The sequence below is a fragment of the uncultured Litoreibacter sp. genome (genome assembly GCF_947501785.1).
Lineage (GTDB): Bacteria > Pseudomonadota > Alphaproteobacteria > Rhodobacterales > Rhodobacteraceae > Litoreibacter.
The window spans coordinates 3,564,944-3,577,937 of sequence record NZ_CANMXB010000001.1 but is presented as its reverse complement, the minus strand read 5'-3'; the positions used below and the strand labels follow the sequence as shown (position 1 = coordinate 3,577,937).

The following is a 12,994-nucleotide window of genomic DNA, read 5'->3' as shown; positions in this document are numbered from 1 at the left end:
GCACGATTGAGTTGACGGGGCGGCTGCGGTAGCATTTGCCCATGAGATATCTCGCGCCCCTTATCGCCGCCGCCCTGCTTGCCCCGCAGGCCGCAGACGCCCACCCGCATGTATTTGTACAGGCGGGTGTAGATATTGTTTTCGACCGCAAGGGCCGCCTGACGCATATCAAGGTGACGTGGGGCTATGATGCCTTCTATTCCCTGCTGATTGCCGAGGACAAAGGGCTAGACAAAGACGGCGACGGAGCGCTGACCAAGCGCGAAGAACGCAAGTTGGCAGGGTTCGACGCGAAATGGGCGCCGGGGTTCAATGGCGACCTGGTCGCCAAACTGGACGGCCAACCGTTGAAGCTATCCGGCCCGATGAAATCTACGGCGACGATGGTGAACGGGCAGATCGTCTCCACGCATATTCGGGAGGTGACGGGCAACCCCCTGGTGGGCGGTGACACGCTGTCGGTGCAAGCTTTTGATGAGAGCTACTACACCTCATACGAGCTGACTTTGCCGGTGCGGTTGATCGGAAATGGTCAATGCGCCATCCGCCGCGTCGAGCCCGACATCGACAACGAGCTTGCCCAGATGGAAGCGATGTTGCTGTCAATCGACGCCGACGCCGACCTGGAAGAGATGGACATCCCGATGCTCGGAGAGGCGTTCGCGACCGAGATATTGGTGTCCTGCCCTTCTACTTAAGCGCGCGCCCTGAGCAACGCGATAATAGCCGTGACACTGGCATCAAGCTGGGCCGCGGTTGTTTGGGCACGGGTCAGCGTGCGAATACCGACATACTGTGTCACCAACATATCGGACAGGATCGCGCGGGTCTCTGGCGTGACCGAGGCAAAATCACCCGCGGCCGCGAGCGCCGCATCGAAACCTGCCTTCATTTGATCTAGCAGATTTTGCACGATTTGGGAGATTTCCATGTCTTCGGAAGCGGGCCCAGCGGCGGCGGTGCACATGAGGCATCCGCGCTGATCGCCGCCGCGCACGGTTTGCACCACGTTGCGGAACAATGTCTCAATGCGGTCAAGGCCGTCAGAAATTGAGTCGTCTGCAAGCAAGTTCACCGCGGGGGTGACCGCCTCCTGCTCGTAGCGTTGCATTACCCTTAAAAAGAGCGAACGTTTATCCGTGAAGGCTTTATACAGACTTCCGCGGGTGATCCCCATGCCGTCCAGCAAATCCGGCAACGACGCATCCTCGTACCCCTTGGCCCAGAACACGTTCATCGCCGCGTTCAGCGCGTCATCGGTATTGAATTCTCTGGGCCGGGCCATTGGGTAACCTTTTTTGTATTGGTGATGTTTAATTATAAACCAATTAGTCCACAATTCACAAACATGTGTTTTGTACCAATTGGTTCCTAATGGTAATTCGATCCCAGTCAGCGCCTTTCTCCCCGAAATTCTGACCGATTGAAACCAACTCAAGGACAACCAATATGATCTTCCCCCTTCCCCGCTTCGCTGCAGTGGCAACCGCAGCAATTTTCCTTGCCCTGCCCGTCGCAGCAACGGCTGGCACCGCAAACACAACCGGTACATTCACCGGCGCCAGCGACCACATCACCACCGGCGGCGTGACCATCGTCAAAACCGCAGGCGGCGGCGCGGTTGTTATCCTGGACGAAAACTTCAGCCTTGATGGCGCCCCCGATCCACGCGTGGGCTTTGGCACAAATGGTGTCTATGCCGACGCCTCTGACCTGGGGGAGTTGACCCAGAAAGAGGGCCTGCAGGTCTACATCGTGCCTGCCAACGTCAATGTCGACGACTTCAATGAGGTCTACATCTGGTGCAGGCAATTCGCAGTGCCGCTGGGCGTCGCCGCACTGAACTAACCCCTACGCGGCGCGGGGGATGAGCCCTCGCGCCCATCCCCCGCCTTAAAAGGAGTACCCCATGTCCCGTTTCGTGACCAAAACCATCCACGCTTATCTAGATTACCCAGTCGCCCTTGGTTTGATCGCCATGCCCTTCATCTTGGGCCTTGGCGCTGTAAATCCCATCGCGCTCCAACTGTCCGTGGCCACAGGCCTTGCCGCCTTGGTGTTGACGCTGCTGACTGACCATCATCTGGGCGTCGTCAAAGTCCTGTCCTATCAGCTGCATTTGACGGTCGATTTCCTTGTTGGCCTCGCCTTTGTCGCCGCGCCGTTCCTATTCGGCTTCACAGGTCTGGAGGCCGCCTACTACTGGGTCATCGGCACAACCGTGCTGATTGTCGTTGGGCTGCATAAACCCGAAGCAGCAATGGCATAAGACCCCTATGTCGACCCATTGGGTGGGCCAATTGGCCCGCCCATTTGCAGTGTAGGTAGGGGATTGCCTACCGCGTGCAATCACGTCTCCCCATCCAGAACAAACTACCCTATATCTAGGCCAAGACCAATCGAGGGGGGCCGGTTTGGCCGAAAGATCAGAGAGCGAAAGCCGCAAACTGTTGGGCCGCCTGCGCGAAACGCTGGCCGAAGACAGCGCGGGGCAGGAACGGCTGGACCGGATCACGCATCTGATTGCGGATTCGATGGGGACGGACGTCTGCTCGATCTACCTGTTCCGCGATGCCGACACGTTGGAGCTGTGTGCAACCGAAGGCCTGAACCCGGAATCAGTGCACCAAACGCGCATGCGGATTGGCGAAGGCCTTGTGGGCCGCGTCGCGCGCACCAAACGCGCCGTAAACACGCCGGATGCCCCATCGGCAAAGGGTTTCCGCTTCATGCCGGAAACCGGAGAGGAAATTTTCAGCTCATTCCTTGGCGTGCCGGTGCAGCGGCTTGGCGAAAGCCTTGGTGTGCTGGTTGTGCAATCCAAGGACGCCCGCGCCTATTCGGAAGATGAAGTTTATGCGCTGGAAGTTGTGGCCATGGTGTTGGCCGAAATGACCGAGCTTGGCGCATTTGTGGGCGACGGCGAAGGCGCCATGCAGGCCCGCCACACCCAGCAGGCAATGTTTCGCGGCTCCACCGGCCAGGAGGGCGCGGCAGAGGGTCGCGTTTACCTGCATGAGCCCCGTGTCGTGGTCACGAACCCGATCTCGGACGACCCACATGAGGAATTGCGCCGCTTGCAAGACGCGATGGATTCGCTGCGCTCCTCAGTGGACGAAATGCTGGGCGCAATGGGGCGCGGCGCGGACAAAGAACAGGTGAAGGTCCTTGAGGCCTACCGGATGTTCGCCAACTCCCGATCTTGGGTGCGGCGGATGGAGGAAGATATCGCCCTCGGGCTGTCGGCAGAGGCCGCCGTAGAAAAAGAGCAATCTGCGACCCGCGCGCGAATGGAACGGGTCCCCGACGCCTATTTGCGCGAGCGCCTGCATGACCTCGACGACCTGTCGAACCGGCTGTTGCGGCTTTTGACTGGGCAAGGCTCTGATACGGGGGCCGAAGTGCCGGAAAACCCCATCCTCATTGCGCGCAACATTGGACCCGGAGAGTTGCTGGACTACGGCAAGAAGCTGCGCGGCATCGTGCTGGAAGAAGGTTCGGTCGGCTCACATGCCGCGATTGTCGCGCGGGCCTGGGCCATTCCGCTGGTGATCAACGCCAAACGCATCCTGACGGAGGCGCTGAATGGCGACCCCATTTTGGTCGACGGCGATCAGGGGATTGTGCATCTGCGCCCCGAAGATACCGTCGCCACTGCGTTCCGCGACAAGATCGCGATGCAAACCCAGGCGCAGGCGCGTTACGCGTCGATCCGGGACAAACCGGCTGTGTCGACCTGCGGCTATGAGGTTGCCTTGCATATGAATGCAGGGCTCATGGCCGACCTGCCCTCTTTGGAAAGCTCAGGCGCAGAAGGTGTCGGGCTGTTTCGCACCGAGCTGCAGTTCCTGACCCGCGCCAGCGTGCCCAAACGGTCCGAGCTGGCGGCGATATACGGCTCCGTCATGGACGCCGCCAAAGGCAAACCGGTGGTGTTTCGCACGCTCGACATCGGGTCGGACAAAGTACTGCCCTATATGAAGCCCCAAGATGAGCCAAACCCCGCAATGGGTTGGCGCGCGATCCGCGTGGGGCTGGATAAGCGCGGCGTGATGCGCATGCAGCTGCAGGCCTTGATCCGCGCTGCGAATGGGCGCCCCTTGAAGGTGATGTTCCCGTTCATCGCGCAATTTGACGAATTCCGCGACGCCCGCCAACAATTGCATGACGAGCTGGCGCGGGAAGAAAAGTTGGGGCATGCGCTGCCCTCCGACGTGCAGATCGGCGCCATGCTGGAGACCCCGTCTCTGGGTTTCGCCCCGCGCCAATTCTTCGAAATGGCCGACTTCATCTCGATCGGCGGCAATGACCTGAAGCAATTCTTCTTCGCAGCCGATCGCGAGAATGAGCGGGTGCGCAAGCGCTATGACACGCTAAACGTCAGCTTCCTGACCTTCATCGAGCAGATCGTGAACCGCTGCAAAGAAAGTGGGACCCCGCTTAGTTTTTGCGGCGAAGACGCGGGCCGCCCGATTGAGGCCTTGTGCTTTGCAGCGATGGGGATGGACACGTTGTCGATGCGTCCGGCCTCTATCGGGCCGGTCAAAAGCTTGATCCGCCGGTCCGACGTGTCAAAGCTGCGCGATGTGATTGACGAAGCGCGCGGAAGTGGGGCCCAATCGGTGCGCCCGGCCGTCATGGAATGGCTGACCGGGGGCGGAAGCTAGGCCTGCGACACGCGCGCCTCAAAGGCCGCGATCAAGGCCGCACGGTCTTCGCCGGTTTCTTCCGCCAATTTGCGCAGCCCAAACTGTACATGCGCAATGTCCTGATAGTAGCTGGTGAACGCGTAATTGATGGCAGCACCCGTCACCGCACCCAGCACCGGCACCGTTTGCAACGCCAGCTTCTTGCCCAGCGTCACCGCCAGCTTCGGGGCGACCGTGCTGAGCAACACCTGCATCGTTGCCCCCGTCACGCTTGCACGCAGCGTGAGAAAGCTCAGGTCCATCCCCTCATCTTCTGCCATCGGACCAGCAGAGGCGAATACCCTCAGGCAATCGGCGCGGGTGTCCTCATCGGTGGGGTCAAACCCGTAATCCGACGCGATACCCTGAATGGCGCGCAGAATGACCGTGGTTGTGACCGGCAATTCCGCCAAGGCGGTGGTCAAGCCGCCAAATCCGCCAGCAGCCCCCGTCGTCACGGTCACCATCCGCGTCAGCCATGTGCCGGAATCCGGCAAGGTCCCGCGAGACGCCGAGGCTGCGGAAAAGCTAAGTTCCAACGCCTTTAGCGTTGCGCTGTCGAGCCCGGCACGCGCCGGCTTGGGCAACTTGTCCAGCAACCCCTCCGCCTGGGAGCCAAGAAGGCTCACAACCTGCATGCCGATGCCTTGCGCGTCGCGGTAACGGGTGGCCAGCGCGTCCAGCTGTTCGTTGCGTCCAGGGCGAGGCTGAACAACAGGCGGCAATACAGTTTGGGTCATCAAGGCGCTCCTTCATTCAACATGTGGAGAGGCAGACCGCATTTATCAAGATTTCAGCCGTCACCCGGCCTTTTCGACCAACCCGGCGACACCGTCCCAAGCGCCAGGTTGCAGCGGCAGCCCAAGCACTCGATCAGGGTTTGTTGGGGGCGGCATATGAACGTGATCGAGCTTGGAAAATCCGAACTTCCCGTAATAGGGCGCGTCGCCAACCAACAGCACACGCGCCCACCCGGCGTCGCCCGCCCTGATCAGGCTGTCGCGCATCAACGCACCGCCAAGCCCCTCCCCCTGCCGGGTCGGGTGAACTGCAATTGGCCCCAGAAGCAGCGCATTGTGGCCTCCAATTGAAACGGGCCAATACCGGATCACCCCGCCAAGAATACCATCGGGATCACGGGCAACGATGCAAAGCCCCGCCACAGGGGCCACGTCATCGCGCAGGCGGTAAGAAGACAGCGCCTCCCGCCCCGGCGCGAAGCTCAGGTCATAGAGGGCTTCCACCTCCCACCAGTCATCTGCCGTTTCCTGCCGCAGTTCCACAAAACACGTCCCAAAATCCGCTTTCGGCTGGCGTAACATGGCGTTAGCTGTGGGGCAAACCTGTCAGGAGCCCCAAGATGTTCTACCGCCCGGAGGATGGCCACGGCCTGCCGCATAACCCGTTTAATGCCGTCGTCACTCCGCGTCCCATCGGCTGGATATCGACACGCCACAGCGACGGAACCGAGAACCTTGCCCCCTATTCCTTCTTCAATGCCGTGGCCTATGTCCCGCCGCAGGTCATGTTCTCCAGCACGTCAGGCAAACCGGACCGCGACAAGGGCAAGGACAGCGTGGCCAACATCATCGAAACGGGCGTGTTTTGCGTCAACATCGTCGAATACGCCGCGCGCGATGCGATGAACGTCACCTCAGGGGCCTATGACAAAGGCACGGACGAATTCGAATTGGCGGGCATTGAACGGGCGGAGTGTGACACCATCGCGTGCTCCCGCGTGGCGGGCGCACCGGCCAATCTGGAATGTAAGGTGACGCAAATCATCGACCTGCCGGGCGACGCCAACATCGCCGTGTTCGGAGAGGTCACCGGCATCCACCTGCGCGATAATTGTATGAAGGACGGGATATTCGACGTCTCGACTTTCCAGCCGTTGGCGCGGCTGGGGTACAAGGACTACACGCAGGTGAACACTCTGTTCAGCCTGACGCGCCCTGGCGAGGAATAAGATCGATGACGGCCAATGTCATACTCGTGAATTACGCTTAAACAGGCCGTGAGTGGCAGACTCAGAAAACAGCAATGGGACATTGACCTTACAGACACCATACACGGATCAAACGGTCAGCGTTAGTGGGAAATCTGGAAACATTGCGTCACTGGAACACAGGTAATCCCGAGCGCCCCCGCAATGGCGCTAATGGCCCCCTGCCAACTGCCCCGTTTTCACCGAGTAATCGACCGCAATCGCGTAGTCGGGATCATCGTCACTGTCGACCATCAGCTGCCCCGCATTGGTTAGCAATTCGTGGCAATCATGGCTGAGATGGCGCAGCTGCACCTTCTTGCCCTCGGCTTCATAGCGGGCGGCGACGGCCTCGATCGCTTGTAGCGCGGATTGGTCGGCGACGCGGCTATCGGCGAAGTCGATCACAACCAAGGACGGGTCCTCTGCCGGAGTGAACAGCTCATCAAAGCCGCTGGTGGAGCCAAAAAACAACGGCCCGTCAATGGCGTAGACCTTGGCGCCTTCGGGCGTGGTGTGGGTTTTGGCGTGGATGCGAGTCGCGTTCTGCCAGGCGTAGGCCAGCGCCGAGACGATCACGCCCACCACCACCGCCGTGGCCAGATCATACATCACCGTGGTGATGGTCACCAAAATGATGACAAAGGCGTCAGTGCGCGGAGCCTTGCGGATGATGTTGAAGCTGTTCCACGCGAATGTGCCGATCACCACCATGAACATGACGCCCACCAGGGCTGCCAGCGGGATCTGCTCGATCACCGGTGCGCCGACCAGAATGAAGGTCAACAGGAACAGCGCAGCCGCGATGCCCGCGATACGGGTGCGCCCGCCGGAATTCACGTTGATCATCGATTGCCCGATCATCGCGCAGCCGCCCATGCCGCCAAAGAAACCGGTCACGGTGTTGGCCACACCTTGGGCCACGCATTCCTGCGATGCGCCGCCACGTTTGCCGGTGATCGCGCCCACCAGGTTCAGCGTCAGCAGGCTTTCAATCAGGCCGATGGCGGCCAGAATCAACGCGTAAGGAAGGATGATCCAAAATGTCTCCAGCGTCAGCGGGGCCAGCAGGTCGCCATAGATGCCTTGCGCCACCGACGCGTTACCGGCGAATGAGAACGGGTTGTGGAAGGCTGGGAAGCCGCCCGCAATCTCCGCCAAGTCGCCCACGCGCGGGACGGGGATGTCGAAGGCAATGACCAGCAAAGCCACAATGCCGATCCCCGCCAGCGGGGCCGGCACCACCTTGGTCACCTTTGGTGTCGCCCAGATGATGCCCATGGTCAGCACCGTCAGCGCCAGCATAAGGGACAATTCAGCGCCCCCCAGCCATTCGCCCGCGGCCATCCCATGCCCGCCGGAGCCATGCTCCGCCGTGCCGGGCTTCTGAAATTGGCTCAGCTGCGCCAGGAAAATGACGATTGCCAGACCATTGACGAAGCCCAGCATCACAGGGTGCGGCACCAACCGGATGAATTTACCCCATTTCAGCACGCCCACCGCGATCTGGATCAGGCCCATCAAGATCACTGTAGCAAAGAGATACTCGACACCATGTTGCGCGACCAATGCCACCATCACCACGGCCAAGGCCCCTGTGGCCCCAGAGATCATGCCCGGGCGGCCACCGATCAGCGCTGTAATCAGCCCCACGATGAAGGCCGCATACAGCCCCACCAGCGGGTGAACGCCCGCCACAAATGCGAAGGCCACAGCCTCGGGCACCAGAGCCAGGGCCACGGTCAGGCCGGACAGAACTTCGATGCGCCAACGCGACGCCGTGTAGGCCCCATCGGGGACCAATTGCAGGTTGGTCAATACGGGGTTTTTGGCAAGAGCGGCAAGAAAGCTGCGGGTCACGCGGGCCTCACAAAAGTTCGGGTCTGATGATTTCCCTCGCCCTTAACGGGGACGGGGCCAAGATGCACGTGCGAAATGCGCCGACCTGCGAACTAGCCGTTTTAATTCTGTTAACCATGCGGCAGTATTGCCACCGCGACGAGAGCAATTTTCAGGGACAGATATGGCAGACACGATGATTGCGGTGATCGGCGGATCGGGCATTTACGACATCGAAGGACTGGAGGGCGCGGAGTGGCAGCAGGTGGACACACCTTGGGGCTCCCCGTCGGACCACATCCTGACCGGCACATTGGCTGGTGTAAGAATGGCCTTCCTGCCCCGCCATGGGCGCGGCCACGTGCATTCGCCGTCAACCGTTCCATATCGCGCCAACATTGACGCTTTGAAGCGCATTGGTGTGACGGATGTGATTTCCGTGTCCGCTTGCGGATCGTTCCGTGAGGAAATGGCACCGGGCGACTTCGTCATCGTTGACCAGTTCATTGACCGCACCTTTGCGAGGGAAAAGTCGTTCTTTGGCACCGGTTGCGTTGCTCACGTCTCCGTCGCACACCCCACCTGCCCGCGCCTCGGCGCGGCCTGCCTCGAGGCGGCCACGGCGCAAGGCATCACGGTGCACAATGGCGGCACCTATTTGGCCATGGAGGGCCCACAATTTTCAACGCTGGCCGAAAGCAAAATGTACCGCGAAAGCTGGGGTGCGGATGTCATCGGCATGACAAACATGCCCGAGGCCAAGCTCGCCCGCGAGGCGGAGATTTGCTACGCCTCCGTCGCGATGATCACCGATTATGACAGCTGGCACCCTGAGCACGGGGAGGTCGACGTGACCCAGATCATCGCCACATTGATGGGCAACTCCGAGAAGGCCAAAGGCATGGTGGCCCGCCTGCCTACCTTGTTGGGAGCGACCCGCGATGACTGCCCCCATGGTTGTGACAAAGCGCTGGAATACGCGATTATCACCCAACCTCCCGCGCGCGACCCTTCCGTGGTCGCCAAGTTAGACGCCGTCGCTGGCCGCTTATTGTAACCTAAAGGACTTCTAGATATGTCATTTGATCTTTGGCTGGCCTTCGCCGCCGCCTCCACTGCGTTGCTCATGATCCCTGGGCCCACCGTCCTGCTGGTGCTCAGCTACGCGCTGACGCAAGGCAAGCGGGTTGCCGTGGCCTCTGCCCTTGGGGTCGCAACGGGCGATCTAGTCGCCATGACGCTTTCCATCATCGGGCTGGGCGCGATCATCGCCACCTCTGCCACCGCCTTTACCATCGTGAAATATGCGGGCGCGCTGTACCTGCTCTATCTGGGCATCAAGATGCTACGTAGCGAGCGCTCTGACGGATTGGGCGATCTCTCCAACAGCGACCATGCTGAGGCATGGACCGTATTCCGTCACACCGCGACGGTCACGGCGCTAAACCCCAAATCCAACACATTCTTCATTGCCTTCGTGCCGCAATTCATCGCCACTGAGGCGGCCTTCGCGCCGCAAGCGGGCATATTGATTGCAACCTTCGTGGTCATTGCGGGCGTCAACGCGCTGATGTTTGCCTTGGCGGCGAACGCGATGCGGGTGCGCATATCCAGGCCTTCCGTTCTGCAATGGATGACCCGGGCCGGCGGAGCCACGCTGATCGCTATGGCCGCCTTCACCGCCACCTTGCGCCGCGCCAACTGATCACATCCGGAGACCCATTATGCCCGACACGAAACAGGTCAAAGACTACATCCGCACCATCCCCGACTTCCCGCATGAGGGTATCATGTTCCGCGACGTGACCACGCTGTTTCTGGATCCACGCGGGTTTCGCATGGCCATCGACCAGATGCTCGCCCCCTACCCCGGCACCGATATCGACAAGGTCGCCGGACTTGAGGCGCGCGGGTTCATCCTTGGTGGCGCGGTTGCGCATCAGCTGGCCAAGGGCTTCCTGCCTATTCGCAAGAAAGGCAAGCTGCCCGGCAAGACGATCGAACAGAGCTACTCGCTTGAATATGGCGAGGCCACGATGGAAATTCACGACGACAGCATTCAAGCCGGTGACAAGGTGCTGCTGGTCGATGACCTTTTGGCCACGGGTGGCACGGCAGAGGCCGGCATCAAGCTGATCGAGAAACTGGGCGGCGAAGTCATCGGCTGCGCCTTCATCATCGACCTGCCGGAACTTGGAGGCCGCAAGAAGCTGGAAAAGCTGGGCATGGACGTGCGGGTATTGTGTGAATTTGATGGGACATAGCCGCCGCCACTCCCCCAAAAAAAATTTCTGGAGCTCGCCCCCGAAACTTTGGCAACTGACGCCGCGTCATTTCTAAATTAAGTCAATTTCAAGCCTCTTCGTTGCCCTCTAATCACCTCAATTCCAGTTAATAAACCGTTAAGAAATCATCCACCTTTGCGGTGCAACAGCCCCTTTGCAGTGCTGGATTTCGGTGTGAATGCTGATGCATTTGCCCGATTCTTTGCAAAGAGCGGGTCGCGCCGTTGAATTAAGGAAACGGTCAAAATGTACTTCTACGCACTCTATAGCTGGGCAGTTAAATATTATTCTTATTACTATAGCATTTACAGCTACTACTTCGGCGGCAGCTCGAACTCTAGCAGCAACGGAACGGTTTCCGTGCGAAACTTCCCGAACGACTTTACCGTTGTAGAGGAAACTCCAACGGTGTTGGATCTTGCCCCCCTGAACTTACGCTACACAGGCCGCAGTCGGGACGAGCTGACCATAACGCTGAGCGTTGACGACGGCACCTTGGAAGCCGAAAGCGCACGTGGCGTTGAAGTCTCTGGCTCAGGCACCAACACTATCACCCTCACCGGGACACGCAGTGAGCTGAACCGCTTCTTCAACCGCGAAGATGTGACATTCACCGGCTCCGAGAACGCATCCGGCGACAATGTGGCAACGCTGACCCTGACGGATGAAACCAGCGGGAACAGCACGGTTCTGGGCACCAGCGACCTGAGCATCACCGACACCCCGGACACGTTTGACGGGACGTCCGGCGATGATAATCTGACAGGCACCAATGGCGTTGACACGATCAACGGCTATGCGGGCGACGACCTGATCGAGGGCGGCCAATCGGGCGACACCATGGACGGTGGCGACGGGACCGACTGGCTGTATTACACTACATCGTCTGCGGGCGTGAACGTGGATCTGAGCGGTACGACACAAACCGCATCGGGTGGCGACGCAGAGGGCGACGTGATCTCGAACTTCGAAAACGTGCGCGGCTCCAACTTTGACGACGTGCTGATTGGCGATGAGGGTGAAAACCACCTGATCGGCCTGGCAGGCGCCGACGTGCTGCGTGGCAATGGTGGCGACGACGTCATCCGTGGCGGCGCGGGCGCGGACACGCTGGAAGGCGGCGCAGGGACCGATGCGTTGGAATATTCCAGCTCCGGCCAAGGCGTGAACGTGAACCTGAACCTCGATGGCAGCGGCAACCATATTGTCTCTGGCGGCGACGCTGAGGGCGACATTGCCAATGGCTTCGAGGACGTCTTTGGCTCCGACCGTGATGACGTGATCATCGGCGATGCGGGCGATAACTACCTGCTTGGTCGCCTTGGCGACGACACTATCGACGGTGGCGACGGCAATGACCACATTCGTGGTGGCGCAGGCGCAGACACGCTGGAAGGCGGCGCGGGCACAGATTTGCTGAGCTACCTGGACGCAACTGCGGGCATCGCGATTGATCTGGAAACCGGCATGGGTTCTGCTGGTGACGCCGCTGGCGACGTGGTGTCCGGCTTTGAAAATGTCTACGGCTCGAACTTTGGTGACGTGATCACCGGCGACGGTGAGCGTAACATCATCTTCGGTTATGACGGCGACGATACGCTGAATGGCGGCGCAGGCAATGACACAATCCGTGGCGGCCTGGGCGATGACACGATGGATGGCGGCGACGGCATCGATTACGTGAACTACCGCGACGCGACGTCCGGCATCACCATCGACCTGAACGCTGACGTGAATGGCTTCCAGTCGGTGACTGGCGGCGGCGTGGGCAACGACACGATCTCCAACTTCGAGAACGTGGACGGAACCAACTTTGACGACCGGTTCATTGGCGACGAAAACGCCAACATCTTCATCGGTCGCGGCGGCGCAGACACGTTTGTGTTCAACGGCGCATTGGGCAACGGCAATGTTGACCGCATCGTCGACTTCGCCAGCGGTACCGATTTGATCGAGCTGGACAGCGCCGTCTTTGACGGGCTGAACCTGGGCACACTTGACCCGTCCGCCCTGACGATCAACGCCACCGGCGATGCCGAAGGTGCTGGCGCGCAGATCACTTATGAAGCTGACACCGGCTACCTGCGCTACGACGCTGACGGTGAGGGCGGCGACGACGCCATCATCTTTGGCCGCTTGCGTGCCAATCTGACCATCGACGAGAACGACTTCCTGATCGTCTGATAACGGTTGAA

13 protein-coding genes are annotated in these 12,994 nt (G+C 60.1%); 9 read left to right on the top strand and 4 right to left on the bottom strand.

The annotated features are described in order from the left end of the window. Positions 1-41 precede the first annotated feature (41 nt). Positions 42-698, top strand: coding sequence for a DUF1007 family protein (locus Q0899_RS17845; protein WP_299194617.1), 657 nt, complete (start codon positions 42-44; stop codon positions 696-698). Here the strand turns inward: Q0899_RS17845 and Q0899_RS17840 are convergent. After that, the gene (locus Q0899_RS17840) at positions 695-1,438 is read right to left on the bottom strand and encodes a TetR/AcrR family transcriptional regulator (RefSeq protein ID WP_299194614.1); all 744 of its coding nucleotides are present in this window, start codon (positions 1,436-1,438) and stop codon (positions 695-697) included. The two genes, Q0899_RS17845 and Q0899_RS17840, sit on opposite strands and share 4 nt — an antisense overlap. 11 nt (positions 1,439-1,449) lie before the next feature. Between Q0899_RS17840 and Q0899_RS17835 the strand changes: the two genes are divergently transcribed. The 3 genes from Q0899_RS17835 to ptsP all read left to right on the top strand — a co-directional run bounded on the left by Q0899_RS17835 (position 1,450) and on the right by ptsP (position 4,667). Beyond that, the gene (locus Q0899_RS17835) at positions 1,450-1,848 is read left to right on the top strand and encodes a DM13 domain-containing protein (protein ID WP_299194611.1); all 399 of its coding nucleotides are present in this window, start codon (positions 1,450-1,452) and stop codon (positions 1,846-1,848) included. A 61-nt stretch (positions 1,849-1,909) separates the two neighbouring features. Further along, positions 1,910-2,269, top strand: coding sequence for a hypothetical protein (locus tag Q0899_RS17830; RefSeq protein WP_299194608.1), 360 nt, complete (start codon positions 1,910-1,912; stop codon positions 2,267-2,269). A gap of 145 nt (positions 2,270-2,414) precedes the next feature. Further along, positions 2,415-4,667 carry a phosphoenolpyruvate--protein phosphotransferase gene (gene ptsP / locus Q0899_RS17825; RefSeq protein ID WP_298298579.1) on the top strand — a complete coding sequence of 751 codons (2,253 nt, stop codon included), beginning with the start codon at positions 2,415-2,417 and terminating at the stop codon, positions 4,665-4,667. Here ptsP and Q0899_RS17820 read toward each other — a convergent pair. Both Q0899_RS17820 and Q0899_RS17815 read right to left on the bottom strand, forming a co-directional pair. Further along, positions 4,664-5,428 carry an EcsC family protein gene (locus Q0899_RS17820; protein ID WP_299194605.1) on the bottom strand — a complete coding sequence of 255 codons (765 nt, stop codon included), beginning with the start codon at positions 5,426-5,428 and terminating at the stop codon, positions 4,664-4,666. The two genes, ptsP and Q0899_RS17820, sit on opposite strands and share 4 nt — an antisense overlap. A gap of 60 nt (positions 5,429-5,488) precedes the next feature. Next, on the bottom strand, positions 5,489-6,010 hold the full coding sequence (locus Q0899_RS17815) for a GNAT family N-acetyltransferase (RefSeq protein ID WP_298298573.1): 522 nt from the start codon (positions 6,008-6,010) through the stop codon (positions 5,489-5,491). A 38-nt stretch (positions 6,011-6,048) separates the two neighbouring features. Here Q0899_RS17815 and Q0899_RS17810 point away from each other — a divergent pair, with 38 nt between their 5' ends. Continuing rightward, positions 6,049-6,657 carry a flavin reductase family protein gene (locus Q0899_RS17810; RefSeq protein ID WP_299194601.1) on the top strand — a complete coding sequence of 203 codons (609 nt, stop codon included), beginning with the start codon at positions 6,049-6,051 and terminating at the stop codon, positions 6,655-6,657. Positions 6,658-6,846: 189 nt separating this feature from the next. On the opposite strand, the gene Q0899_RS17805 is transcribed toward Q0899_RS17810, so the two are convergent. Beyond that, complete coding sequence (locus tag Q0899_RS17805) at positions 6,847-8,535, bottom strand: SulP family inorganic anion transporter (protein WP_299194598.1); 1,689 nt, start codon at positions 8,533-8,535, stop codon at positions 6,847-6,849. Between the two features lie 163 nt (positions 8,536-8,698). On the opposite strand from Q0899_RS17805, the gene Q0899_RS17800 reads away from it, so the two are divergent. The 4 genes from Q0899_RS17800 to Q0899_RS17785 all read left to right on the top strand — a co-directional run bounded on the left by Q0899_RS17800 (position 8,699) and on the right by Q0899_RS17785 (position 12,983). Beyond that, positions 8,699-9,571: an S-methyl-5'-thioadenosine phosphorylase gene (locus tag Q0899_RS17800; RefSeq protein ID WP_299194594.1), complete on the top strand. Its 873-nt coding sequence runs from the start codon at positions 8,699-8,701 to the stop codon at positions 9,569-9,571. A gap of 18 nt (positions 9,572-9,589) precedes the next feature. Beyond that, positions 9,590-10,219, top strand: a complete 630-nt coding sequence (locus Q0899_RS17795; RefSeq protein ID WP_299194591.1) for a LysE family translocator — start codon at positions 9,590-9,592, stop codon at positions 10,217-10,219. 19 nt (positions 10,220-10,238) lie between these two features. Next, positions 10,239-10,778 (top strand): adenine phosphoribosyltransferase, encoded by a 540-nt coding sequence (locus Q0899_RS17790; protein WP_298298553.1) that lies wholly within the window; start codon positions 10,239-10,241, stop codon positions 10,776-10,778. 267 nt (positions 10,779-11,045) lie between these two features. Further along, a complete protein-coding gene (locus Q0899_RS17785) occupies positions 11,046-12,983 on the top strand; it encodes a calcium-binding protein (protein ID WP_298298547.1) in 1,938 nt (645 codons plus the stop codon). The last annotated feature ends 11 nt before the right edge of the window (positions 12,984-12,994 follow it).

Coding starts and splice junctions, on each gene's coding strand:
- Q0899_RS17845 (WP_299194617.1), top strand. CDS start 42: ATGAGATATCTCGCGCCCCTTATCGCCGCCGCCCTGCTTGCCCCGCAG.
- Q0899_RS17835 (WP_299194611.1), top strand. CDS start 1,450: ATGATCTTCCCCCTTCCCCGCTTCGCTGCAGTGGCAACCGCAGCAATT.
- Q0899_RS17830 (WP_299194608.1), top strand. CDS start 1,910: ATGTCCCGTTTCGTGACCAAAACCATCCACGCTTATCTAGATTACCCA.
- Q0899_RS17820 (WP_299194605.1), bottom strand. CDS start 5,428: ATGACCCAAACTGTATTGCCGCCTGTTGTTCAGCCTCGCCCTGGACGC.
- Q0899_RS17815 (WP_298298573.1), bottom strand. CDS start 6,010: ATGTTACGCCAGCCGAAAGCGGATTTTGGGACGTGTTTTGTGGAACTG.
- Q0899_RS17810 (WP_299194601.1), top strand. CDS start 6,049: ATGTTCTACCGCCCGGAGGATGGCCACGGCCTGCCGCATAACCCGTTT.
- Q0899_RS17800 (WP_299194594.1), top strand. CDS start 8,699: ATGGCAGACACGATGATTGCGGTGATCGGCGGATCGGGCATTTACGAC.
- Q0899_RS17795 (WP_299194591.1), top strand. CDS start 9,590: ATGTCATTTGATCTTTGGCTGGCCTTCGCCGCCGCCTCCACTGCGTTG.
- Q0899_RS17790 (WP_298298553.1), top strand. CDS start 10,239: ATGCCCGACACGAAACAGGTCAAAGACTACATCCGCACCATCCCCGAC.
- Q0899_RS17785 (WP_298298547.1), top strand. CDS start 11,046: ATGTACTTCTACGCACTCTATAGCTGGGCAGTTAAATATTATTCTTAT.